The sequence below is a fragment of the Dinghuibacter sp. genome (assembly GCF_035492835.1).
Taxonomy (GTDB): Bacteria; Bacteroidota; Bacteroidia; order Chitinophagales; family Chitinophagaceae; genus Dinghuibacter.
The window spans coordinates 13,709-36,951 of the sequence record NZ_DATJIY010000260.1 but is presented as its reverse complement, the minus strand read 5'-3'; the positions used below and the strand labels follow the sequence as shown (position 1 = coordinate 36,951).

General features: G+C 59.5%; 21 protein-coding genes. 12 read left to right on the top strand and 9 right to left on the bottom strand.

The window, feature by feature from the left end; genetic code table 11:
* Both VL547_RS22990 and VL547_RS22985 read right to left on the bottom strand, forming a co-directional pair.
* On the bottom strand, positions 1-979 hold a 979-nt coding region (locus VL547_RS22990; RefSeq protein ID WP_325582417.1), incomplete at its 3' end, for a PDDEXK nuclease domain-containing protein.
* 107 nt (positions 980-1,086) lie between these two features.
* Positions 1,087-3,417, bottom strand: coding sequence for a TonB-dependent receptor (locus tag VL547_RS22985; protein ID WP_325582415.1), 2,331 nt, complete (start codon positions 3,415-3,417; stop codon positions 1,087-1,089).
* A gap of 69 nt (positions 3,418-3,486) precedes the next feature.
* Between VL547_RS22985 and VL547_RS22980 the strand changes: the two genes are divergently transcribed.
* A complete protein-coding gene (locus VL547_RS22980) occupies positions 3,487-4,569 on the top strand; it encodes a sialidase family protein (RefSeq protein WP_325582413.1) in 1,083 nt (360 codons plus the stop codon).
* On the opposite strand, the gene VL547_RS22975 is transcribed toward VL547_RS22980, so the two are convergent.
* The 3 genes from VL547_RS22975 to VL547_RS22965 all read right to left on the bottom strand — a co-directional run bounded on the left by VL547_RS22975 (position 4,566) and on the right by VL547_RS22965 (position 7,005).
* A complete protein-coding gene (locus tag VL547_RS22975; protein ID WP_325582411.1) occupies positions 4,566-4,910 on the bottom strand; it encodes an SxtJ family membrane protein in 345 nt (114 codons plus the stop codon). The two genes, VL547_RS22980 and VL547_RS22975, sit on opposite strands and share 4 nt — an antisense overlap.
* Positions 4,910-5,059 (bottom strand): DUF5989 family protein, encoded by a 150-nt coding sequence (locus VL547_RS22970; RefSeq protein WP_325582409.1) that lies wholly within the window; start codon positions 5,057-5,059, stop codon positions 4,910-4,912. Before VL547_RS22970 ends, VL547_RS22975 begins: the two co-directional genes overlap by 1 nt.
* 83 nt (positions 5,060-5,142) lie before the next feature.
* Positions 5,143-7,005 (bottom strand): carbamoyltransferase family protein, encoded by a 1,863-nt coding sequence (locus VL547_RS22965; protein WP_325582407.1) that lies wholly within the window; start codon positions 7,003-7,005, stop codon positions 5,143-5,145.
* A 37-nt stretch (positions 7,006-7,042) separates the two neighbouring features.
* Between VL547_RS22965 and VL547_RS22960 the strand changes: the two genes are divergently transcribed.
* From VL547_RS22960 to VL547_RS22935, 6 genes are all read left to right on the top strand, one after another.
* A complete protein-coding gene (locus tag VL547_RS22960) occupies positions 7,043-8,341 on the top strand; it encodes an NAD(P)/FAD-dependent oxidoreductase (RefSeq protein WP_325582405.1) in 1,299 nt (432 codons plus the stop codon).
* A gap of 11 nt (positions 8,342-8,352) precedes the next feature.
* Positions 8,353-8,625, top strand: coding sequence for a UBP-type zinc finger domain-containing protein (locus VL547_RS22955; protein WP_325582403.1), 273 nt, complete (start codon positions 8,353-8,355; stop codon positions 8,623-8,625).
* Positions 8,626-8,695: 70 nt separating this feature from the next.
* On the top strand, positions 8,696-9,175 hold the full coding sequence (locus tag VL547_RS22950; RefSeq protein WP_325582401.1) for a hypothetical protein: 480 nt from the start codon (positions 8,696-8,698) through the stop codon (positions 9,173-9,175).
* A gap of 21 nt (positions 9,176-9,196) precedes the next feature.
* Positions 9,197-11,038 (top strand): sensor histidine kinase, encoded by a 1,842-nt coding sequence (locus tag VL547_RS22945; protein ID WP_325582398.1) that lies wholly within the window; start codon positions 9,197-9,199, stop codon positions 11,036-11,038.
* A gap of 25 nt (positions 11,039-11,063) precedes the next feature.
* A complete protein-coding gene (locus VL547_RS22940) occupies positions 11,064-11,690 on the top strand; it encodes a response regulator transcription factor (protein ID WP_325582396.1) in 627 nt (208 codons plus the stop codon).
* 101 nt (positions 11,691-11,791) lie between these two features.
* Complete coding sequence (locus VL547_RS22935; protein WP_325582394.1) at positions 11,792-12,115, top strand: hypothetical protein; 324 nt, start codon at positions 11,792-11,794, stop codon at positions 12,113-12,115.
* A 16-nt stretch (positions 12,116-12,131) separates the two neighbouring features.
* On the opposite strand, the gene VL547_RS22930 is transcribed toward VL547_RS22935, so the two are convergent.
* Positions 12,132-12,608 (bottom strand): glutathione peroxidase, encoded by a 477-nt coding sequence (locus VL547_RS22930; RefSeq protein WP_325582392.1) that lies wholly within the window; start codon positions 12,606-12,608, stop codon positions 12,132-12,134.
* Between the two features lies 1 nt (position 12,609).
* The gene (locus VL547_RS22925; RefSeq protein ID WP_325582390.1) at positions 12,610-13,749 is read right to left on the bottom strand and encodes a hypothetical protein; all 1,140 of its coding nucleotides are present in this window, start codon (positions 13,747-13,749) and stop codon (positions 12,610-12,612) included.
* Positions 13,750-13,817: 68 nt separating this feature from the next.
* On the opposite strand from VL547_RS22925, the gene VL547_RS22920 reads away from it, so the two are divergent.
* From VL547_RS22920 to VL547_RS22905, 4 genes are read left to right on the top strand one after another with little or no spacing between them, the layout of a single operon-like run.
* Positions 13,818-14,663 carry an ABC transporter permease gene (locus tag VL547_RS22920; protein WP_325582388.1) on the top strand — a complete coding sequence of 282 codons (846 nt, stop codon included), beginning with the start codon at positions 13,818-13,820 and terminating at the stop codon, positions 14,661-14,663.
* Positions 14,663-15,892 (top strand): ABC transporter ATP-binding protein, encoded by a 1,230-nt coding sequence (locus tag VL547_RS22915; RefSeq protein WP_325582386.1) that lies wholly within the window; start codon positions 14,663-14,665, stop codon positions 15,890-15,892. The genes VL547_RS22920 and VL547_RS22915 overlap by 1 nt, the downstream gene beginning before the upstream one ends.
* A complete protein-coding gene (locus tag VL547_RS22910) occupies positions 15,892-17,787 on the top strand; it encodes a glycosyltransferase family 2 protein (protein WP_325582384.1) in 1,896 nt (631 codons plus the stop codon). The genes VL547_RS22915 and VL547_RS22910 overlap by 1 nt, the downstream gene beginning before the upstream one ends.
* Before the next feature lie 11 nt (positions 17,788-17,798).
* Positions 17,799-18,833: a glycosyltransferase family 2 protein gene (locus VL547_RS22905; protein ID WP_325582382.1), complete on the top strand. Its 1,035-nt coding sequence runs from the start codon at positions 17,799-17,801 to the stop codon at positions 18,831-18,833.
* On the opposite strand, the gene VL547_RS22900 is transcribed toward VL547_RS22905, so the two are convergent.
* Positions 18,811-19,920, bottom strand: coding sequence for an acyltransferase (locus VL547_RS22900; RefSeq protein WP_325582380.1), 1,110 nt, complete (start codon positions 19,918-19,920; stop codon positions 18,811-18,813). The two genes, VL547_RS22905 and VL547_RS22900, sit on opposite strands and share 23 nt — an antisense overlap.
* A gap of 61 nt (positions 19,921-19,981) precedes the next feature.
* Here VL547_RS22900 and VL547_RS22895 point away from each other — a divergent pair, with 61 nt between their 5' ends.
* The gene (locus tag VL547_RS22895; RefSeq protein ID WP_325582378.1) at positions 19,982-20,956 is read left to right on the top strand and encodes a YARHG domain-containing protein; all 975 of its coding nucleotides are present in this window, start codon (positions 19,982-19,984) and stop codon (positions 20,954-20,956) included.
* A gap of 49 nt (positions 20,957-21,005) precedes the next feature.
* Here VL547_RS22895 and VL547_RS22890 read toward each other — a convergent pair whose 3' ends face one another.
* Positions 21,006-23,243, bottom strand: a complete 2,238-nt coding sequence (locus VL547_RS22890) for a glycoside hydrolase family 3 N-terminal domain-containing protein (protein WP_325582376.1) — start codon at positions 23,241-23,243, stop codon at positions 21,006-21,008.

Genomic DNA, 23,243 nt, shown 5'->3' with positions numbered 1-23,243 from the left:
ATTCGACGACCTCTTTACTTTTTTCTGTACATAGCAGCACGCCGATTGAAGGATTCTCATGGGGCTTTTTGACATCCCGGTCGAGCGCTTCGAGGTAGAAGTTGAGCTTGCCGATGTATTCGGGCTGGAAGGGTGTGGTCTTCAGCTCAATGGCTACCAGGCATTGAAGCTCGCGATGGTAGAACAAGAGGTCGAGGAAAAAATCTTGCGTACCAACCTGAAGGCGGTACTCTTCTCCCATAAAAGTAAAGTCCCGGCCAATCTCCAGGACAAATTGCCTGAGGCGTTGGGTCAGGCCTTTTTTCAGTTCGTGTTCCGAGTGCGGCTCGGGGAGGTCGAGAAAGTCGAAGATGTAACGATCACGGAAGATCTGCGGGGCAATATCTGCATTTGGATGGCTGGAGTTCGTTAAATCAACCTTGCTAAGTTTTTGACGTTCAAAAAGAGCCGAGGCCATTTGGCGGCGGAGGTCCCGCAGCGAATATTTCTCTTTTGCAGCCAGTAACAAGTAGAAGACTTTTTCGTCCAGCGATCCCGTTCGGGAAAGCAAATCGACATGATGGCTCCAGCTAAGCGCCGATAATATATGGGGTATTTTTTTAAATTGTGGCGACACTGTCACCACAATTTCTTTGGATTGACTTTCAACATCTTCCACATTATCGCCTGGTCGCAAACGGACTGATCCGTCGGTTTTTATGGTCGTCCAATCCAGTTGATGCCAAGTGCTGTAAAAGTCCCTCATCCGGTAAAGGGATCGCCGGTCGAAGCCTTTTATGGCAGGGTCATTTTTCTTTAGCCATTCGGCGAGCTGGTCGACGGTTTTATCGCCCCATTCTTTTGTCGCGAGGCGATGGTGAACGTAGGCGCCGACTTCCCAATAGACGGTTAGCTGTTCGCGGTAGACTTCCTGGAGGGCCCGCTGCTGGCGGGTTCGGATGAGGGAGCGAATTTCTTCGAAGTGTTGACTGAGTTCCATAAAGCAAGGGTATTTCCTTGCAAGGTATGGACGATTGGCACACATGCGCAAGTGCCATATCTCCTGAAACACTTATAGGGTAAGCATTTCAGGGGATTCACGCGGGGCTAGAACTCGACCTTGTAGTTCAACACGGGGATCAGGCCGGTTTGGTAGTCGGTGACGACCTTGTGCTGGAAGGGATCGTATTCGACGTCGTAGACATTCTGGCGGTTGGTGACGTTTTGGAGGTCGAGGGATAAGGTGGTGGTGAGGTGGGGGCGGTCTTTTTTGAGGCTGAGGCGGAGGTCGGTGCGGAAGTAGGCGGGGTTTTGCCGGGTGTAGGCCTGCTGTTGGAAATAGATGGTAGTGCCCTGGAGGGCGGACTGGACGGGGTCTACGGGGGTGTTCCAGTAGCCGCCGGCCCAGATGGTTCGGATGTTGATGCCGAAGGTGCGGGTGCGGTTGGCGCGGTGGGACAGCTCGAAGTCCTTGCCGCCGGTGAAGCTGAGGATGTAGTGACCGTTGAAGCGGGTGTTGCGGGTGACGCCGTCGAGGGCGGTGTATTGGGATTGGTAAAGCGAGCCGTTAAGCATGTAATAGAGGTGGCGGCTGAGATAGCGTTCGAGGGTGAGCTCGATGCCATAGTTGGTGCCGGTGCCCTTGTTGACGAGCGGGTCGCTGATGTAATCACTGGTCTCGATGTTCAGGGTGGAAAAGGTATTGGTATCGGCTGCGTTGACGGGCACGTTGTAGAGGCGTTGGTAGTAGGCTTCGGCTTTCAGGTTGAGGTCGCGGCCGAGGCGTTGGTTGTAGGAAAGCACGAAGTGCTGGGCGTGGGTGAGCCCGAGTTTGCTGTTGGGATGACCGCCTAGGCTGTCTTGCGCGAAATAGACGCCGAGGGCTTGTATCTGGCTGTGGAGACCGTAGCCAAACGCGAGGCTGGAGCGGGGGGTGATGTCCCACTTGAGCGTGGCCCGGGGTTCGACGTCCCAGGTATGGTTATACAGGAGCTCCAGGTAGTGGACGCCCAGGTTGGCGGTGAGGTGGCTGGCGGGATGACCCTGCCACTGGGCGAAAGCCTGGAGCGTTTGGGTGTGACCACTGGTGTTGATTTGCTCGATCAGGGGGGCGCCGGGGTCCTTGCGGTCCTGCTGGTAATAGTTATAACCGGTGAGGTTGACGATATAGCCGGCGCGGAGGATATTGCCGGTCCCGAAGCGGTGATTCAGGATGGAGGTCAACGTCCACTTGGGGGTTTCGTCGTTGGTGCGGTACATCCGCTCGTATTGATAGTCGTCCTGGACGTAGTCTTCGGTGATGCGGTCGCCGACATCGGAGAAGGCCAGGACGGAATGAAGGTTGGTGCGGCTGCCCAACGAAATCGTGTGGGTGAGCCCGCTCATGCCCGTAGGCCCGTCGAAACGCTGACGATAGCGGTCGGAATAGTTTTTCCACCTGGACGAATCCAGCTTTGGATCGATACGCTGGGTGCTGAGACCGCCAAAGCCAAAAACGCTGAAGTCACCCCACTTTCCTGCAGGGAGAAAGACGTTGTAAGAGAGGTCGGAATAGTCCGTGGTGCCGGACGGCAAAGCGACCCCGATTTTGCCCAGGAGCGATAGCGTAGAATAGCGATAGTTGACGAGGTAGGAACCCTTGTAGCCTGCGCTGAACGGCCCTTCAGCGGCGGCTTCGAGTCCGAGAAAACCGGCCTGGAGGGCGAATTCGGGGTGCTCGTTGTTGCCTTTGCGCAGGTGCAAGTCGAAGACCCCGCTCAGCGCGTCTCCGTATTCCGCCGGGAAAGCGCCGGTCAGGAAATCGGAGTTGGCGAGCAGCTGAGCGCTGAGGATGGAGATGCCTCCCCCGCTGCTGGTGGCGCTGGCAAAGTGGTTGGGATTGGGAATGTCGACGCCTTCCATCCGCCAAAGGAGACCGCCCGGGGAGTTGCCGCGGATCACGATGTCGTTGCTCCCGTCCTGGGGCGCCATGACGCCGGCAAAACTCAGCGCCATGCGCAAGGGGTCTTCGACCGCCGCGGCGTATTTCTGGGTTTCCTCGACGGAGAAGGTGCGGGAGCTGACGATGCTCATGTCGTTGAGCGGTTTGTTCTTATGGCTGTCGCCTTTGATGATGACTTCGGCTTCGCTCTTGGGTGCGAGCTCGAGGGGTATATTTATGATCGTTTCCCTGCCGGCTTCGACGACGAGGTTGTCTTGGGTGGCCTCGCGGAAGCCGACGTGCGTTACCCTGAGCTGGCGTTGCCCGACGGGGACGTTGTGGAATACGAAGACGCCGGTGCTGTCGGTGAGGCTCGACTGGTTTTCCAGTGTGACGGTGGCGCCGGCAATGGGGCGTTGCAATAGCCGGTCGGTGACCGTGCCGCGTACGGTTTGGGTGGGTGTTTGCGCAGCGACGGGTATAGCCAGGAGAATGAGCAAGACGATTTGCAGGTACATGAGGATCGGTTTGCAGTACGACAACCGATGGAGACGATACCCCTATGGGGAAATAAAGTATTTTCGGACATGAGAAAAATATTGTTGTCGGCCGTATCGCTGGCGTCGGTCGTTTTGCTGGTGTCGGCCGCCAGGGGGCAACGGGTCGATATCGTTTGGGACAAGACCTCGCTCGTCCAGGTTTGCGCGGATCAAAGCGGGTACGCGCGCATGATAACTTTAGGGGGCGACAGCCTTTTGTGTATATATGAATCCAGGGGCGCCATCAAATGTTCCGTCAGTTCCGACAGGGGTCGGCGCTGGCAGCCCTTTTCCACGGTCGCCGCGCCGGAACCGGGGATCAATATGGCGGCGCCTGACGTGATTTCGTTAAAGGACCATTCGCTGCTGGCGGCCTACAATCCCAGGCCGTACGGCCACGATACGACCAAACGGTTCAGCATCCGGACGCGGATAAGCTATGACGGAGGCAGGACCTGGACGGACGAACGCACCTTATATACCGCAAGCTATTTATTTGACGACGGGTGCTGGGAGCCGGCGCCGATGGTGATGCCCTCGGGCAAGATAGGCTTGTTCTTTTCCAACGAAGGGATTTATACACATTCCGCCGAACAGAATATTTCCCTGCTGCGGTCGTCGGACGCCGGGAAAACCTGGTCGGCGGAGCCCGAGATCGTTTCCTTCAGACCGCAATACCGGGATGGCATGCCGACGCCGATCGTGCTCCAGGGTACGGGCGACGTGTTGTTTTCTATCGAAGACAATTACCATGGACAATTCAAACCGTCTATCATCTGGATGGATGGCGGGCGTTCCTATAATGTCGTGCCGGGTATTCCCGATTCGGTGTATGCCGGCGCGCCTTTTCTCCGGCAGCTGCACAGCGGGGAAACCATTTTATCCTACCAGACAACGCTGCACCGGGTCAATAAGTGGCAGCTTTCGGCGATGATGGTGGCCGTCGGGAATGAAGCGTGTCTCGATTTCCATAACGTAACGCCGCCTTTCGACGTGCCGCTGACCGCACACGGCCTTTGGAATTCGCTGTGCATTTTACCGGACGACACCATTATTGGGGTTACGTCGACCGATGCCTATGGCACGCCATCGTCGGTGTGGATGATAAAGGGGCGCCTGGTTCGTCGTTAGAAGGTCCGTTCGAAGTCTTCCTTCGTGAAAAGGTGATCCCGGTTTTCGAGATTGCTGGTTTTGCTTTTGTCAAAGCGGAACTTCTTTTTTCTTATCAGGGCGACCGGGGTGAGTATTGTTAGATAGACGATGGTCAGCAGGACCGAATTGCTGACGAAGCCGAGGGCATGGGAGAGTTTTGTCCAGCCATAGTCGATCCATTCGCTGATCCTTTTCGAAAGGGCGCCTGCGAGGCCGACGGCCAGGGCGATGTACGCGTAGGCGTTCTTGTGCGTGAGCAGGCTGATGGCAACGAAGCCGACGGTGATGACCAGGACGGTTTCCTTGCTGTTGTTTTTCATTAAAAGAGGGAGTAGATGAAGGGGGCGAGCGCGGTGGTGGAACCGAGGACGACCAGGAGGGTGATGAGCACGAGGATGCAGAGCAGCGGGAGGAGCCACCACTTTTTGCGTTCGCGCAGGAAGAGCCAGAGGTCTTTTAGGAAGTCCATGAGGTAAATATAAGAATTTTTGCATGGGGCGGCGCCCTGGGGGGTGTTGGGGTTAGTCGGGGCGCGGCGTCTGCGGGGCGGGGTTAGTCGGGGCGTGGGGCGGGGCGGGGCGCGTCTAGCGGAGGTTGCGCGGGCTTCTCGTAGACGTCGTGGCCGATGACGAGGAGGTCCATTTCGGTGTGCATGAAGCAGCGGTAGGCGTCGGTGGGGGTGCAGACGACGGGCTCGCCGCGGACGTTGAAGCTGGTGTTGATGAGCATGGCTTCGCCGGTTTCTGACTCGAAGGCTTTTAATAACTGGTAGAACATCGGGTTGTCTTCGGGGGTGACGGTTTGGATGCGGCAGGAGCCGTCGACGTGGGTGACGGCGGGGAAGCGGTGGCGGTCTACCGCCAGGGGATGCGTGAGGAGCATATAGGGGGATTCGACGTCCAGGTTAAAATATTGTGCGGCCCTTTCGAGGGTGCAGGCGGGGGCGAAGGGGCGGAAGCTTTCGCGGTATTTGATGCGGAGGTTGAGGTCGCGTTGCATGTCGGGACGACGGGGGTCGGCGAGGATGCTACGGTTGCCGAGGGCGCGGGGGCCAAATTCCATGCGGCCCTGAAACCAGCCGACGATTTTGCCGGCGGCGAGTTCACCGGCGACGACGCGCATGAGCTCGTGGGTGTCGGGGTATTCGCGCCAGATGGCGCCGAGCCGGCGGGTGGAGGAGCGCGCCTGGGCGGGGGTAAAGGAGGGGCCGAGGTAGGGCGGTGGCGCGGCGGGCGTGGCGGGCGCGGATGCTGACGGTCGGGCGGCGGCGAAGTAGAGGTGGTGGGCGGCGAGGGCGGCGCCGAGGGCTCCGCCGGCGTCGCCGGAGGCGGGTTGGATGTAGAGGGAGCGGAAGAGGGCGCTGTCGAGCAGCTTGCCGTTGGCTACGCAGTTGAGGGCGACACCGCCGGCCAGGCAAAGGTTGTCGCAGCCGGTGATGTCGCGGGCGGTGGCGGCGAGGCGCAAAACCGCGGTTTCGGTGAAGCGTTGGATGGCGAGGGCCATATTGTGGTGATGGGGCTCGATGGGGGCTTCGGGGGCGCGGGGCGGGAAGCCGAAGAGGGCGGTCCAGCGGGGTTCGTGAACCATGCGGAGGCCGGAAACGTAAGTGAAATATTCTTGATGGAGATAAAGGGAGCCGTCGGGGTAAAGGGTGCAGAGGCGGTCGACCAGCGTGTTATAAAAGTCTTTGAATTGTTCGGAAGTCTCGTCGCCGTAAGGCGCCAGACCCATGAGCTTGTACTCGCCGGAGTTCACGCGGAAACCGCAGTAGTAGGTAAAGGCGGAATAGAGCAGGCCGAGGGAATGCGGGAAGTGCATTTCACGCAGGAAGCGGATGCCGCCGCGACTGATGTCACCGCGACTGATGTCGCCGCTCTGGGCAAGCCCGGCGCCCTGGCGGAGCTGGTCGCGCCGGCCGATGCCTATGGAGGTGGTGGCCCACTCTCCCACCCCGTCGATGGTGAGTATCGCGGCTTCGGAGAAAGGCGAGGGATAGAAGGCGCTGGCGGCGTGGGATAAGTGGTGCTCGGTGAAGAGCAGGGGTAGGCGGTGCTTATTGAAGGGCTGAACCAGCGCTAGCTCATCGCGGATGACTTTGCGCAGCATCAGTTTTTGCTTCATCCAAACGGGCATCGCCTTTAGGAACGAGCGGAGGCCGCGGGGAGCGACGGCGTGGTACGACTCCAGCAGGCGCTCGAACTTGAGGAGGGGTTTGTCGTAGAAAACGACGGCGTCGAGATCGTCGATGGTGCAGCCGGCGGCTTCGAGACAGTAGCGGACGGCGTTGGCGGGGAAGGACGCGTCATTTTTCCGGCGGGTGAAGCGTTCTTCCTGGGCCGCCGCAATGACCCGGCCGTCTTCCACGAGGGCCGCGGCGGAGTCATGGTAAAAGGCGCTGATGCCGAGAATAGTCATTCGGTAAATGTAAAGCGAAACGCATAAATTTAGGGGAATGGCGAAGCTGAAGATATATGGCTACCCGGACGCGGATGCGTTGTATCCCGTGAGGGACTTCCTGGCGCGCAGCGTAGTGGATTATGACTGGGTGGATTTGAGCGCGCCGGCGGGCGGCGCGGAAGGCGCGGTGAACACAGGCGCGGCGAAGGAAGGTGCGGAGGGGGCGGAGGATGCGCGGATCGCGGCCTTGCGGACGGCGGATAGGGAACAATATGCGGTGGAGTGGCCGGATGGGGTTTGGATGGTCGATCCGACGGTGGAGGAGCTGGCGAGGAAGTTGGGGTGGATACAAAAACCGACGTATGCTGAGTATGATCTGGCGATATTCGGGGCGGGGCCGGCGGGATTGAGCGCGGCGGTGTATGCGGCTTCGGAGGGGTTGAAAACGGTGTTGGTGGAGCGCTATGCGATCGGTGGGCAGGCGGGGTCGTCGTCGCTGATCGAGAATTATATGGGTTTCCCGGAGGGGATTTCGGGAGCGGAGCTGGCGGAGCGGGCACGGCAGCAGGCGCAGAAGTTCGGGCTGGACATCCTCCTGCTCCGGGAAGGGGTCAGGGGGGCGTTTGCGGGCGGTCTTTGGCACGCGGACCTGGCGGATGGGGAAAAGCTGGTGGCAAAGGCCAACATCTGCGCTACCGGTATCGAGTACCGGAAGCTGAACCTTCCCAGGGAAGCGGAGTTCCTCCACAAGGGCGTCTATTATGGCGGCGGAATGAGCGAGGCGTGCTTTTGCGGGGGCAAGGACGTCGTGGTCGTGGGGGGTGGCAATTCGGCGGGACAGGCGGCGTCTTATTTCTCGGGGTTTGCGAGTAACGTCTATATGGTGATCCGGAAAGGGAACCTGTCGGAAACGATGTCCGACTATCTTTCCAAGCGGATCACGCGGGTCGGGAACATACACCTACTGTATTATTCGGAGGTGATGGAGCTCGAAGGAGACGCGGAGCTGCGGCGGGTGCGCGTACTGGATAACCGGGAAGGGACGAGCCGGTGGCTGGAGGTGGCGAAGCTGTTTATCTGCATAGGCGGGCTGCCCAATACGGAATGGGCGAACGGGACCGATATACTCCGCAACTCGCGGGGGTACCTGATCACGGGGGCCGATTTGTGGGATTGCCCCGGTTTTGCGGAGCGATGGACGCGTGACCGCCATCCGTTTGCGCTGGAAACGAGCGTACCCGGGATGTTTGCGGCGGGAGATGTGCGGTATGGGTCGGTGAAGCGGGTGGCCGCGGCCGTTGGCGAGGGGGCGATGGCGGTTTCGCTGGTACATAACTATCTTGCAGAAATATAAACCTATCAAAAATGGAACAACCTGAATTCTGCGCGCACCTCACCGCGATCAAGGAGATAAAGACGGCCAAGGAGCACGTGTGTGAAGAATGCGTCAAGCACGGCTGGTCGTGGGTGCACTTGCGGACTTGCCAGACGTGCGGGGTGACGCTGTGCTGCGACAGCTCGCCGCACAAGCACGCGACGAAACACTTCCACCAGAGCGGGCACCCCGTGGTGTCCTCGGCGGAGGAAGGGGAGCGCTGGCTGTGGTGTTATGCGGATGAGGTGATGGCGGATTACTAGGGCGGTGCAACGGGGCGCGGCGGGATGCAACGAAAATCGCGGTTCCGGTGTCAGACGGAAAATGTTCGTTATGCGGAAATGGCTTTCTTTGCTCGTCCTGGCATGCGCCGCGTGCGCCAAACACCACAATACCGGTACGGTAATCCAGTCCGACGTGGTCGGCAACTGGCGCTGGGTGATGCAGCACAACGATGGCGACTGGGCGGGTAACTGGTCGGGGCCTCCCCTCGGCGACACCCTGACACCCCAACGTACCGGCATACAGGAGATCCTGAACCTGAATGTCGATGGCACCTATTCGGTTGTCGATAACGGTTGGACGGTACAGTCCGGTCGGTATCGGTTTGATACATTGCTTATTCCAGGCGGGCCGGTCGTTCAAACAGGCACGGCTTTGGTCCTGGCATTTATCCGGCCGGGGCAGCTGGATTCGACGGTCAACCATTGGATCGTGGGAGACACGCTGTATACCGATTCGCAGCTAATCACCACCGTTGGTGTCGAAAGCACATATGTCAGGGATCGGGGAGGGATTGAAAACCCCGAATAAGCGTTGTATATTACCCTATGAATGCGTAGGGTGCTTCTCTTCTTGCTGGCTCTGGGACCGGCCCTGACGTCCATGGCGCAAACGCGTCTTCGGACGAGGGGGTTGGATACGGTCGTTACCGTGGACAGCGTCGCGCGCGGTAACGGCGACAGCCTGGGGGTGGGGCGGAAGGCGGTGGAGCTCTCGTTTTTCCTGAAAAATAATACGGCAGATACTCAAGCGGTGTTTATCCACTGCGGTATAGTCGATTTTATCGATGCCTGGTGGAACGGCGTCCACACGCATGGCGGAAACCTCTACCCGGTACAGCGGGGGCGCTCCCAGGCGGAACGGGCCTTTATGACGGCGCCGCTGCGGTTGCTCCCTGGGGAAAAGGGCATGGTGCGGCTGCGGCTCAGACAGGTGGACCCGAACGGCGGTTTTAGCGGGCTGTGGCTGTACTCCACCGATGCGTTGAATGCGGCCTGGGCGGAGGAGTACCAGGAGAATCACGCCTATTATGCCTTTGAGTGGATATTCCAGGGGTTCCTGGTCTTCCAGCTGTTGTATGTCCTTTTCCAGTGGGTCCTGCTGAAGCGGAAGGAATACCTCTACTACTTCTGTTATGTGGGCGTGGTCGCGCTTTACTTCCTGAGCAAGTTCGAGTCGGCGCTCGGGCTGGCGCTCCTGTTCTCCCATTTTCCGCTCCTGAAGATATACCTGGCCAAGACGTTGCTGATCTTCCCGTATTTTTTGTACACGTGTTTCGTGCAGAGCTTTTTGGATATACCCAACCGTTACCCCGCGCTCAACAGGTGGATCGTCTGGATCGAGCGGTTCCTGCTCGCGTATACGGTCTTTGACCTGGCGTTGATCCTGGCGACGTTCAATCCCCGGTTACAGGCGACGTTCTTTACCTTCATCCTGCTGACGCTGTTCCTGCTCAGCACGTCCTTTATCGTCTACCTGCTCCGGCACCGGGAGACGCTGACCTGGTACATCCTCACCGGGAGCTTCGTCGTAGGGATAGGGAACCTGCTGGGACAGGTATTCACTTATATCCAGATATACCGGGGGATTGACCTGGGCATCGAATATATACTCGTCTTCCCACAGGTGGGTATCCTGCTGGAGATCCTTTGTTTTACCGCGGGCCTCGGACACAAGAACCAGCTGGCGGAGGAGGAAAAGCTGCGGAGCCAGGAGCGGTTGATCGAGCAGTTACGGGCCAACGAGGTCCTCCAGAACCGGATGCAGCACATCCGCAACAAGATCGCGCAGGACCTGCACGACGACATCGGTTCGACGCTCAGCTCTATTTCGATCCTGAGCGACCTGGCGTTGAATGACCGCGATCGGGGACTGAGCGAGATCAAGGACAGCGCGATCCTGCTGATGGAGCGGATGGACGACATCGTCTGGAGTATCAACCCGCGGAACGATTCGCTCGAGAACCTCCTGATGCGGGTGCGGCACTTTGCCACGACGCTGTTCGAGGCCAGGGGGATCGAGTACGACATCTCGATCCAGCGGAACATCGACGAGTTGCGGTTGCCCATGGAATTCCGGCAGCACGTGTACCTGATCCTGAAGGAGGCGATTAACAACCTGGTGAAGTATGCGGGCGCGAGCCACGCCACGATCCACGTGGGTTTCGATGCCGCCGTCATGAACCTTTCGGTGACCGACGACGGTCGCGGGTTCGACGCAGGCAGTCCGCCGGAGGGGAACGGGGTGCCGGGTATGCGCCGGCGGGCTGAATTGATGGGGGCGGATTTGCGGATACGATCCTCGGAGGGCGGCGGGACGTCGGTCGGGCTGCGGGTCGCGCTCGACAAATCGGACGCGGTCGACAAATCAGATAAACATCCGATGCCGGGGTAACCCGGTTTTTGTCAAATTTGAACCAATGATCAAGGTAGCGATCGTCGAAGACAACCATATCCTGAGGGGGAGCCTGGCAAGCCTGTTCGACCGGACGGAGGGGCTCCGTTGTGTGGCAACCCTTTCCAACCTGCTCAACGTCAAGAGCGACGTCTCGCGGGCGCAGCCGGACGTGATCCTCATGGACATCGGTCTGCCGAATATTTCGGGGATCGAAGGGGTGCGTACCGTCAAGCTGCACTTCCCATCCGTCCAGGTGCTGATGTTCACCGTGTTCGAGGACGACGACAACATCTTTGACGCGATCCGGGCGGGGGCGTCGGGTTATTTGTTGAAAAAAACGCCGCCCGAAGAGATCGTGCAGTCCATCAAGGATTTGTACCATGGGGGGGCGCCTATGTCGGCGAGCATCGCGCGGCGGGTCCTGGGGTCGTTCCAGACCGCTCCTGCCCCGCCTGTCGACTTTCAGTTGACGGCGCGCGAGAACGAGATCCTGTTCTCCCTGGTGGACGGATTGAGCTACAAGAAGATAGCGGATAAATACGTGGTGTCGATCAGTACGATACGGACGCATATTTGCAATATCTACCACAAGCTGCACGTGAATTCCAAGGCGGAAGCGGTGGCGAAGGTGCTGGGGCACCGGGGGTGAGGCGCGGGGCGCGGCGCGCCGGGGAGGGGTAAATCAGATGTTTATCCGATTGACTGGCGGGGCGGTTTGGCGTCTATTTGACTTCGTAAAAATGTGATGTTATGCGGCCTGCTACACTTTGCTATTGCTCCTTTATCGGGTGGCTCGTTGCGTTCGCCTTCCGCCGGTCGACCGTGGATGCTTTTCATCTGCGGCAGACGATGTTCCTCTACGTCTTGTCCTTGTCGCTGTACGGGATCGATTCGGTCCTGGAGATACGGCCGGAGTACGGCGGCTTGCTTTACCCCCTGCTCTATTTCCTGGGAGGGTTGTTGTTCGTGCTCTGGGCGTTCGGTCTGGTCGCGGCGGTGAACGGGCTCGCGAGGCCGATGCCGTTGATTGGGCGCAAGGCGCAGGAGGTCTTCCAGGGGATACAATCGAGCTAGCGCGGGGGTGGGCTGTTTACTGGAGTAGCCGCCGGACATACCGCTCGATGGCGGCCGGTTTGGTGATGGGGGAAAAACGCCTTACGGGTCTGCCCTCCGCATCCACCAGGAACTTCGTGAAATTCCATTTGATCCGGCGGCCAAACAGGCCGCCGAGCTTGCTTTTGAGCCAGACGAAGACCGGGTGGGTGTGCGGTCCGTTGACGTCGATGCGGGCAAACAAGGGGAAAGTCACGCCAAAGTTCACCTTACAGGCCGACTCCATGGACTCGTTGGTTTCGGGTTCCTGGTTGGCGAACTGATTGGACGGGAAACCGAGGACGACAAACCCTTTTTCCCGGTATTGCTGATAGAGCTCCTCGAGACCGCCGAACTGGGGGGCGAAGCCGCACCGGGTAGCGGTGTTGACGACGAGGACGACCTTGCCCTTGTAGTCGGAGAACGGTTTGGGGACGCCCTGGGGCGTTTCGGCGGTCAGATCGTAGAACGTCATATCAGGAACCTTTTAGACCGATATAGTGCTCGGTATAATCGAGCAGATAAGCGTTGCTCATGAAAAAATCGATACCGAAGATACACCGTTGCTGTCCCGTATTCGTAACGACTGTCTGGTAGAAGGCGCCGTCGGTGGTATAGGAGAAGGAGAAGCCCTCGTTCGTCCGGATGTCCACGGGCAGGCCGCCGGACAGCGTCGTCGTACCGGAAGCCATGTGGGTGTATATACCGAAACCCAGCGGGGTTCCGGTATCCAGCAGGATGTTGGCGTTGCTGACCGTGGTCCCGTTGTAGTCGACCGAGGCGAGCAGGTTGGGGTCGAACTGGCCGCCAACGTCGACCCGCTGCGATTGGAGCGCAAAACCCGACTCCATCGCCGACGTAACGCCGATCGTCAAAAGGGGCGTAGGGGAATAACCCTGGTTGGAGGGTACGGTGGCGCTCCAGCCGACCCTGTTCAACGGGGACAGCAGGAACCCGGCAAATATTCCGTTGGTATAGTTGAAATAGTTGAAAGGGCTCTTGATGCCCGATCGGGTCGTCACCAGGCCGGTGGCAGGAGTGTATCCGGTGGAATAGACGCCCGCCACCCCGTCGCTGGAATTGTCCAGGGCCACCGACGCCTGCGTCTGGTTGTCCACCCCCTTATAGATGATGATGAAAGGCATGCGCTCCGTGATCACGCTCCCGTTCTGGTCCCCGAAGGTCAGGCTGGCGTACGCGATGTTGCCGTAAAACGTCCGGGTCGCCGGGGGATTCCCGTAGGTCGTCTGGACTTTGGCGGAGGTGACGGTGATCCCGTTGATGATGGCCGAGTCCGGGTTGCTGATCACGACGCCCGTGTCGGCAATAGCCGCGGCGGGGAGCACCGAAGTGCCGCTCAGCAGCAGACCTTCCGAGCCGCTATCGAATACGGTCTTGAGGCTGACCGACGAGGTCCCGATCTTGCTGATGGGCAGGTATATCCGCCTGTCGCCCGGGGTCTGGTTCTGTGCGGGTATCAGGTCTATCGTCACCGGTGTGGCGATCGTTCCGTCGTCGGCTCCATTGCCAATGGCGGGTTTGTCCGTTTTACGGCAGGAAAAAATGAGGAGGGATAGGGATACGACGGGAACCAGGAGCCGCTGTCGGTGGATCATACACGGAATATTGATGGAAATTACGGCTTTTGCGGGGGCTGACAAAATTGTCGGTACCTTCGGCTTTCATGCCCGAAATGAACGATTGGGATTGGGAAATAGACGCCGGGAGGCGCTGGTTCCGGTGGGAGCTGGGGGACCTCGGCCGGTACCGGGACCTGCTCTTGAGGCTGGTGCGGCGGGACCTGCTGGCCAATTACCAGCAAACCATGCTGGGCGCTTTCTGGATACTCCTGCAACCCATCCTGACGACCCTGGTGTACTGGGTCATCTTTGGCCGGATCGTCAAGGTCCCGACGGGTAGCGCACCTCCCTTGCTGTTTTACCTGTCCGGGATCATCGTCTGGAATTTCTTTTCGGATTGCCTGAACGGGACGATGTATACTTTTCTGACCAATGCGCAGATGTTCAACAAGGTTTACTTTCCCCGTCTTATCGTTCCGCTGAGCGGGGTGCTGGCGCATGGGGTGCGGCTGGGGGTGCAGCTGGTGCTGTTCTTCGGCATCTATGTCTACTATGCTTTTTCGGGGGCCGTCCCGGCGCCGGGTCTTGATTGGTTTTTGCTTCCGGTGTTTTTTCTTTTGACGGGTCTTTTCGGCCTGGGTATGGGGCTGGCGGTCAGCGTGCTGACCGCGCGGTACCGCGATTTGGATTATACGCTGCAGTTCGTGCTCCGGTTGTGGATGTTCGCCAGCCCGGTCGTATATCCGGCGGGGTTAGTCCACGGGGCGCTGCGGCCGTGGTTCTGGCTCAATCCCCTTACCCCCTTGATCGAGGGGTTCCGGGCGGTTTGCTTCGGCGGGGCGGTGGATTATACATATCTTGGCGTATGCGCGTTTGTGGTGATTTTGATCCTGGTGGGCGGCGTTAGCTTGTTCAAACGCCAGGAGCGCAGACTGACCGACTTTATCTGATGGGGGATACAATTATCAAGGCGGAGGGCGTCTCCAAGTATTACCGGCTGGGGAGCGAAGGCGCAGGGAGGTTCCGGGAGGACTTCGGGCGCTGGTGGAAAGGCGCTCCCCGGGGCGAGGAGGCGCACATCTGGGCGTTGCGCGACGTCAGCTTCGAGATCGCGGAAGGCGAGGTGGTGGGGTTTATGGGCGCCAATGGAGCGGGTAAGTCGACGCTGCTAAAGGTCATCTCGCGGATCACTCAGCCCACGCAGGGGCGGGTGCGCGGACGGGGGCGGGTGGCCAGCCTGCTGGAGGTGGGGACCGGTTTCCACGGCGACCTCACCGGACGCGAGAACATTTTCCTCAACGGACATATATTGGGTATGACGCGCGCGGAAATAGTCGCTCGCTTTGACGACATCGTCGACTTTTCGGGCGTGAGTGCTTTCCTGGATACGCCGGTGAAGCGCTATTCGAGCGGGATGTATGTGCGGCTGGCTTTTTCGGTCGCGGCCCACCTGACGCCCGAAATCCTGATCGTGGACGAGGTGCTCGCGGTGGGCGACGCGGAGTTCCAGCAGCGTTGCCTGCGCAAAATGAAAGAAGTCTCTTCCGAGGGCGGACGGACGGTGCTCTTCGTGAGCCATAACCTCCAGGCGCTGCGGAACCTCTGCCAGCGCGCCTTCCTGCTCGAGAAGGGGCGGCTGGTGGCCACCGGCGAGCCGGGCAGGATCATCGCGCGTTACCTGGAAAAGGAAAACGTCCACTTCCTGAGGCAGGCATACGACGACCCTTTTTCGGCACCGGGGAATGAGGTCATCCGGATCAAACGGGTGGAGCTGATCCCGCAGTTTGTGGGATCGGAAGCCGTCATCGACATCCGGACGCCGCTCGACCTGGAGCTGGAGTTCTGGTATACGCCTCCTTTTGCCGCGGACCTGATCGTGGGCATCCACCTGTTCAGCCTGGCGGGGGATTGTATCTTCGACGTGTCGTCGCCCCGTACGGATGTGTCGGCGGGTGTGGTGTCGGGGCGTTGCGCCATCCCGGGGAATTTTTTGAATGACGGGTCTTATTACATCTCCATCGTTTTCGTCAACAATACCACTACGCGCCTGTTCTATTTCGAGGCCTGTCTCTCGTTCGAGGTGGCGGACTACCGGGAGAATACATCCTGGTACGGAAAATGGATAGGACATGTACGGCCGGATTTTCCGGTGCGGATTTTTCCATCGGCTGAAATTTAGTGAGAACAACATTTCGTACATACGAGATCAGACATATCCAGCGGGGGGAAGAGCCTCCGGCGGGGAGATGCTTTGTGGTGGTGTGGGATGGGGGCGTGCCGGTTGGGCATTACTGGGGAGACCGGGGGGCCGCGGTCGGCGCGGCCGCGGCGAAGCCGGGCGCGAGCGCAACGAAGCGTTCGCTGTCGGTGGTGATTTGTACGCGGGACCGGCCGAAGGACCTGGCGCGGGCCATCGTGGCGCTGCTGGCGTCGGATGACCCGGACTTTGAATTGGTGATCGTGGATAATGCGTCGGTGGGGGACGAGACGGCGGAGGTCGTGCGGTCGTTCCCGGGCGTAAAATATGTGCGGGAGGACCGGCCGGGGCTGGACCTGGCGCGGAATGCCGGGGCGGAGGCGGCGACGCGGGACATCGTGGCGTACACGGATGACGACGTCGAGGTGGCGTCGAACTGGACGGCGGTGCTCAAGACCGCGTTTGCGGACCCGCTCACGATGGCGGTGACGGGGCTGGTCTTACCCAAGGTACTCGATACGAAGGCGCGGTATCTGTTCGAGCGGTATTGGAGTTTTGGAAAAGGATATACGCCGCGGACCTTCGACCATGAATGGTTCCTGGCGCACGACGCGTATAGCGCGCCGGTATGGGACATCGGCGCAGGGGCGAACATGGCGTTCCGGCGCGAAGCGTTCCAGCTGGCGGGGGGATTCGACCCGCGGCTGGACGTAGGAGCTTCGGGGTGCAGCGGGGACTCGGAGATGTGGTACCGCGTGCTGGCGGAGGGGTGGAACTGTCGCTACCTGCCGGAGCTGGTGGTCTATCATACGCACCGGCCGACGATGAAGGGGCTGCGGAGACAATTGTATTACTATATGCGCGGGCACGTGAGCGCGTTGCTGGTCCAATATGAGCGGTATGGGCGGCGCGGGGACCTGCGACGGGTGTGGAAGGGGCTGCCGTTGTATTATGCGCAGCGGTTGTTCAGGGGATGGCGCACGGGATTTACGGAGGTGGCAGGGTGTGTCGCGGGGTGGCGGTATTACCGGAGGACGCCGCGCGTAGAGGTCCCGCGAATCGGGGCGGCGCGGGGGATGGAGGCGCCGCAGGGGGAAACCGGTGGTTTTGCGGAGCGTAGAAAAACGGATGGTGACCTGGTGTCGGTCGTCATACCTTGTTATAACCACGGACATTTTTTGGGCGCGGCCATACAGAGCGTGCTCGACCAGACGCACAAAAATGTCGAGGTCATCGTGGTCGACGATGGGTCTACCGACGACACGGCGGATGTTTGCCGGCGCTTTCCCGGGGTCCGGTATGTGCGGGTATACCGGGTGGGACCGTGCGCGGCGCGGAACATCGGGGTGGCGTATAGCCGGGGGGACTTCCTGATTTTCCTGGATGCGGACGACCTGCTGTATCCCAACGCCCTGGAGGTTAATTTGTATTACTTCGGATACCGGCCCGAGCTGGCCTTTGTATCGGGAGCACACGATCGGATCGATCCCGAGGGACGCCAGCTGGAGAGCCCGGCGGCGGTCGAACGGATGGAGGGGAACTACGGCGCGCTGCTGCTGGGCAACTACATCGGGATGGAAGCAACGGTGATGTACCGGCGGGGGTTATTTTTTCACTATTATTTTGATCCATCCGTAGTATCTTGCGAGGACTACGACTTAAACCTGCGGATCGCCCGACAATTCCCGGTGTTGGGCCATACCCACAAGGTCGCCGCCTATCGCATCCACGGACAGAACCGGTCCGGCGACAAGGAGGCCATGGCCCGATCGGCGATCCAGGTATTACGGAAGCAGGAACCTTACCTCATAACCCCAGCAGAAGAATCGTTGTATCGGCAAGGGCTCGACAATTGGACGGCCTATTACCGTGTATAGTAAACTACCCCATGGCCAGCGAACGCATACCCATACAACCACCGCCTATAAAGCCCGTCGATGACGGACGGGAACGGCCGTTATGGTCCGTCATGATTCCCGCCTATAACTGTACCGCCTACCTGACGCAATGTATCGAAAGCGTGCTGGCGCAGGACCCCGGGGAGTCGCTGATGCAGATCGAGGTCGTCGACGACGCTTCTACGGATGAGGATGTCTGCGGGCTGGTGGCGCGTATCGGCTGTGGCCGCGTGGGGTATTTCCGGCAGCCGGTCAACGTGGGCAGCCTGCGCAACTTCGAGACCTGTCTGAACCGCGCCCGCGGGCAGTGGGTACACCTGCTGCACGGCGACGACTATGTCTCGCCTGGTTTTTATGAGGAGATCGCCGGGTTGTTCCGGGATTATCCGGCGGCGGGCGCCGCTTTTACGGGCTACTACCACGTGGCTTATGACGGGACGATCCTCTATACCAATCCCAGCCTGGGGAACGCGCGGGGGCCGGTCAGCGGATGGCTGGACATCATCGCGCAGGGGCAGCAGATACAGCCTCCATCCATCGTCGTGAAGCGTTCGGTGTATGAACAGCTGGGGGGATTTTTCGCGGTGCACTACGGGGAGGATTGGGAGATGTGGATCAGGATATCCGCCCATTATGAGGTCGTGCGCTCCCCGGCACGCCTGGCGAACTACCGGGTGCACGGGGGCAATATTTCCAGCCAGTACCACGTGTCGGGCCAGAACATCCGGGACATCCAGAAGGTCATCCATATCGTCCAGGACTATCTCCCGCCCGAAAAGCGCAAACGCCTGAAGCGCCTGGCGCGCAAGAACTATGCACTCTACTTCGCGCGTTCCGCCAACACCGTCTACCACGTCTACAAACAACCCTGGTCCGCCCTCCGGCAGGCCTTCAACGCGCTGCGGATGCACGTCAACCCGGTCACGCTGAACCAGGCGTTGAAGGTGTGCGCCAAGGTCATTTTCCGTTATCGTTGGAAGGGGGACAAGGAAGCCTTGCAAATCATCGGGAAGCGGCATAGCTAAAGTACTTCTTCAGCTTGCTGAGGGGTTGCTCCAGCAGGTACCACGAGACGCTGGCGAAAGCCACCGTCAGCAGGAAGTACCAGACCAGGAGCACCGCGGGGTTCACCAGTATTTGCGGCGCCCAGTGGATGTGCGCGTTGTATATCTTCCAGAAAACATACGGCAGCAGGAGGTGGTAGAGATATATGCCATAGCTGATCTTACCCAGGTAAGTAACGACCTTGTGTTGAAGGAACTTACCAAAACCGTTATTGAATCCCCGGCTGGCACCGTCGATCAGCGCCATGGTGCCGATGGAGGCGAAGACACGGTCGATCGCGACCAGGATCAGCTGCTGGCGGGTGACGATCAAAATGATCCAAACGGGCAGCCAGGCCAGGAAAATCGTGGCCAGCAGCCGCGTCCGCGTCTTGCGATAGTATTGCTGGATCGCCAGCAGACCGCCGAACGCAAAGCTATCCATACAGGACGGGGTCAGGATGACCATGGGGACGGTCTCGGTCCTGGCGCCGGGATGGAGCAGGAAAAACGCGATGCGCCAGATGACGCTGGATGCGATGACCGCATAAAAGATTTTGGTGAGGTGCCTGTCGGGTACGAACAGAATTACCCACAGCCAGACGATATAGAACTGTTCTTCCACCGCCAGCGTCCACAGGTGCGACGTCAGGTTGTCCCAGGTCTGGCTGAAGTAGGTCCGGTAGTTGGACAGGTAGAAAAAATACGACAGCGGGTGCGCCCTGACGTCATGACCGCCCCAGGGCATGGCTATCAACAGTATGAGGTAGAAGTAGTAGGCGGGGAATATCCTGAGCGTCCTCCTTACGAGGAAATTATAGGCCGTCCTGCCCATGCTGTCGCCCTTGTGCTTGTTGGTCAGCAGGATGCTCGTAATCAGGTAGCTGCTCAGTACGAAGAAAAACGATATAAACGTCCCCAGGTCGATCGTGAAGGGGATGTTGAGGGTATTGATCCAGCCGTTGTAGTGGTAAAAAAGCACCCCGAAAACCGCAATAAAACGCAGGCCGTCCAACTGCGGACGATAGGTCAGGCTTGGGTTTGGGGCTTTGGTAGTAGCGGCGGTCACCAACGGGTGAAATTAAACGTAATATCGGGAACTTCAAAAGAATTTTATATTGCGGGTCCTTATGAAACAATCGCTTACACTTCTGACGATCGCGGCGCTCCTGGCCGCCTGCAGTAATCCCCGCCCATCCCTGCGGCCACATGGCCGTTGGTCCGACGGCGTCGATGTATTTTTCACGGACTCCGTGGCCGCCGATTATGTATCTTTTTATGGAAGCAATAAAGGCGGGATAAACTTTGAATGGAAGGCTTCGATAAAATCCAACGGAGAAATGGTCATGCTGCCGGACAAGGACAAACCCGAGGACACGGAGTCTGCCATAGACAAGGCAGGCAATCGTCTATCGGTCCGCATCTTCGGACCCGATACGGTTTTGGTGGTTTCGAAGCCCAATGGGACGGCCGTGGATGTTTTCGAGGGCATGCCCGGCGATCCGGAGCTATCCAACATCGAAACAACCCTCAAAACGCGTTATGCCTTGGGCGGCGACTATGTGGACGAAGCCACCGGCAAATCCATTTCCTTTGCAGTCGACGAACCCAAAGTCACCGGCTTTTCCGCGGGCGATAAATACTCTTTTGGCACCCCCTGGGACCAACCGGAAGATATCCAGGATATACTCACCTTCCCCGGCGACAGCGCCTATGCGTTCACGGTGACCGACACCGGCCTGGACTTCTTCCGTGCTTTCAAGGTGGCGGAGGATGGTGACTGGAGCATCGGTGAAAAGGCGTACAGCCTTAGAAGAACCCGTTGGCCGGACCTCTCTGGCGACAGCAAGCTGCAGGGGCATTATACTTTCGCTTCGGGTGAAGTCATGACGCGCGGCATCCTATCCAACTTCACCGCGCGCCAGCGCCGCATTATGCGGAATGAGATCTTTGCGCGGTATGGTTACCGCTTCAAGAACCCGGAGCTGCGGACGTACTTCTTGGCGCAGCCCTGGTATATCCCGTCGGCAGATGACGTTACGGCCCGGCTGACGCCGCTCGAGAAGCTCAACGTGGAGATGCTGGAAGCATACGATAAGCGTTGATCCAGCGCTATCGCGCTACGTCGCGGTGTCCGGTTGAAAAAAAGTGCCGCTATTTCTTCACCCACAAACTGCCCTCCAGGCGGATGTCGCGGGAGGAGCTGCCGACCATGATCCTGAATTCGCCGGGCTCGACGACGCGTTTCATCTGGCGGTTCCAGAGGGAGAGCTGGTCGGGGCCGAGGGGGAAGCGGACGGTTTTGGTTTCGCCGGGGTCCAGGTTTATCCTTACGAATCCTCTCAGGGCTTTATTGGGGGTGGTGACGCTGCCGACGACGTCGTGGATGTAGAGCTGGGCGACTTCGGCGCCGGGTTCGGCGCCGGTATTGGTGATGTCGACGGTGACGCCGGTTGGTGTAATTTTTAGGTTTTTGTAGGCGAAGGTCGTGTAGCTCAGGCCCTGTCCGAAGGGGAAGAGGGCGGAGTCGGCCTCGTCTACATAGCGGTGGTAGGAGGTAAACTTGCGGGCTTCGTATAGGGGGAGCTGACCGACGGAACGCGGGAAGGTGATAGGGAGCTTTCCGGACGGATTGACCTTGCCCAGGAGGATGTCGGCGATGGCGAGACCGCCTTTCTGACCGGCGAACCAGGTCTCGAGGATACCGGGGATGTGGGCGGCAACCCAGTCGATGGTGAGGGGGCGGCCGTTGGAGAGGACGACGACGATGGGTTTGCCGGTGGCGTAGAGGGCCTTGATGAGGGATTCGGCGCGGGGGCTGAGGTTGAGCTCGGCGCGGTCCTTGCCTTCGCCGATCTGCCAGGGCTCTTCGCCGAGGACGACGAGCGTTTTATCGGAGCTTTGCGTCAGCTGTACGGCTTTTTGCCTGTCTTCGTCTTCCCCGGGGTAACCGGTGGTGTCACTTTTATAGTTTTCGGCGGATGTATAGCCTTCGGCGTAGGTGACGTTGGCTCCTTGGTCTTTTAGCGCTTGCAAAATGGAGATGCCGTGGGCTGACGGGCTCGAGTAACCGCCGATGTATTGGCTGGTGGCCAGGGGGCCGATGACGGCGATCTTTTGGGCGGCTTGTAACGGGAGGATGTTGCCTTCGTTCTTCAGGAGGACGACGCCTTCGCGAGCGGCTTGTAGCGCCAGGTCGTCGTTGGTGTGGAGTTTTTCGAGGATGGCCGTGTCGGTATAGGGGTGATCGAAGAGACCGAGGGTGAACTTGACGCGGAGGATGTCACCGGCGGCGCGGTCGAGGTCTTGCGCGGTCAGGGTGTGTCTTTGTAACGCGGTTTTGACGGCCTCGACCAGCGTTTCGTGGGCGAAGTCATAGAACTGCATGTCCAGCCCGGCGGCGATGGATTGGCCGAGGGCGTCGGCGGTGTCGGCGGCGACGTGGTGATCGGTCAGGGTCATCTTGATCGCGCCCAGGTCGGAGAGGACGAAGCCTTTGAAACCCCATTCCTTGCGGAGGACGTCGGTGAGGAGCCAGCGGTTGTCCACGCAGGGGATGCCGTCCCATTCGTGGTAGGCGGCCATGATGCCCATGGCGCCGCCTTCGCGGACGGCTTTTTCAAATACGTATAGGAAAGAAGAGCGGGCCTCGCGCTCGCCCATGTTGACGGGGGCGGTGTTGCTGCCGCCTTCGGGGACGCTGTGGACGGCGAAGTGTTTGGGTTCGGCGATGACGGCGTCCGCGTGGCCGAGCCCCAACCCCTGCAGACCTTCCACCATGGCGACGCCGTTGCGGGAGTTGAGGTAGGCGTCTTCGCCATAGGTTTCCTCGGTGCGGCCCCAGCGCGGGTCCCTGGCCATGTCGAGGACGGGGCCGAGGATCATGTCGACACCGTGGGCGCGGGTTTCGGTGGCTATCGTCCTGCCGGCCTGGCGGACCAGCGCCGTGTCCCAGGCGCTGGACAGCTCCAGGGGGATGGGGAATTCGGTGGAGCCTTTGCCGGAATAGCCGTGGAGACCTTCTTCGATAAAGAGGACGGGGATACCGAGACGGGTGCGCTCCATGGCGTAGCGTTGGATTTTATTGGCGAGCGAGGCGCTGAGGGGATAGAAGTCGTGGATGGAGCCGATGCCGTGGACACCGATGGAGGTTTTTACTTTTTCTTCGTTGTAGGCGCTTGCTTCATGCCCGTCCATGTCGGCGACCTGGTGGCCCCAGTACATGTCGAGCTGGCGAATCTTTTCGTCGGTGGTCATGCGTTGGAGGAGGTCGCGGACGCGGTCCTGGATGGGAGCACGCGGGTCCTTGTAGGTTGGCGCTCCGGCGCCGTGGCCGGTTTGGGCGGTGGCCGCGCCGGCGGCGAAACAGGCTATGATCGTGAGACGCTTCAT

What these genes read in the sequence shown, in the direction of transcription:
- VL547_RS22970 (WP_325582409.1), bottom strand. Translation starts at nt 5,059, where the DNA reads ATGGACTTCCTAAAAGACCTCTGGCTCTTCCTGCGCGAACGCAAAAAG.
- VL547_RS22890 (WP_325582376.1), bottom strand. Translation starts at nt 23,243, where the DNA reads ATGAAGCGTCTCACGATCATAGCCTGTTTCGCCGCCGGCGCGGCCACC.
- VL547_RS22955 (WP_325582403.1), top strand. Translation starts at nt 8,353, where the DNA reads ATGGAACAACCTGAATTCTGCGCGCACCTCACCGCGATCAAGGAGATA.
- VL547_RS22960 (WP_325582405.1), top strand. Translation starts at nt 7,043, where the DNA reads ATGGCGAAGCTGAAGATATATGGCTACCCGGACGCGGATGCGTTGTAT.
- VL547_RS22935 (WP_325582394.1), top strand. Translation starts at nt 11,792, where the DNA reads ATGCGGCCTGCTACACTTTGCTATTGCTCCTTTATCGGGTGGCTCGTT.
- VL547_RS22915 (WP_325582386.1), top strand. Translation starts at nt 14,663, where the DNA reads ATGGGGGATACAATTATCAAGGCGGAGGGCGTCTCCAAGTATTACCGG.
- VL547_RS22965 (WP_325582407.1), bottom strand. Translation starts at nt 7,005, where the DNA reads ATGACTATTCTCGGCATCAGCGCCTTTTACCATGACTCCGCCGCGGCC.
- VL547_RS22920 (WP_325582388.1), top strand. Translation starts at nt 13,818, where the DNA reads ATGCCCGAAATGAACGATTGGGATTGGGAAATAGACGCCGGGAGGCGC.
- VL547_RS22940 (WP_325582396.1), top strand. Translation starts at nt 11,064, where the DNA reads ATGATCAAGGTAGCGATCGTCGAAGACAACCATATCCTGAGGGGGAGC.
- VL547_RS22945 (WP_325582398.1), top strand. Translation starts at nt 9,197, where the DNA reads ATGCGTAGGGTGCTTCTCTTCTTGCTGGCTCTGGGACCGGCCCTGACG.
- VL547_RS22925 (WP_325582390.1), bottom strand. Translation starts at nt 13,749, where the DNA reads ATGATCCACCGACAGCGGCTCCTGGTTCCCGTCGTATCCCTATCCCTC.
- VL547_RS22985 (WP_325582415.1), bottom strand. Translation starts at nt 3,417, where the DNA reads ATGTACCTGCAAATCGTCTTGCTCATTCTCCTGGCTATACCCGTCGCT.
- VL547_RS22975 (WP_325582411.1), bottom strand. Translation starts at nt 4,910, where the DNA reads ATGAAAAACAACAGCAAGGAAACCGTCCTGGTCATCACCGTCGGCTTC.
- VL547_RS22905 (WP_325582382.1), top strand. Translation starts at nt 17,799, where the DNA reads ATGGCCAGCGAACGCATACCCATACAACCACCGCCTATAAAGCCCGTC.
- VL547_RS22980 (WP_325582413.1), top strand. Translation starts at nt 3,487, where the DNA reads ATGAGAAAAATATTGTTGTCGGCCGTATCGCTGGCGTCGGTCGTTTTG.
- VL547_RS22950 (WP_325582401.1), top strand. Translation starts at nt 8,696, where the DNA reads ATGCGGAAATGGCTTTCTTTGCTCGTCCTGGCATGCGCCGCGTGCGCC.
- VL547_RS22930 (WP_325582392.1), bottom strand. Translation starts at nt 12,608, where the DNA reads ATGACGTTCTACGATCTGACCGCCGAAACGCCCCAGGGCGTCCCCAAA.
- VL547_RS22895 (WP_325582378.1), top strand. Translation starts at nt 19,982, where the DNA reads ATGAAACAATCGCTTACACTTCTGACGATCGCGGCGCTCCTGGCCGCC.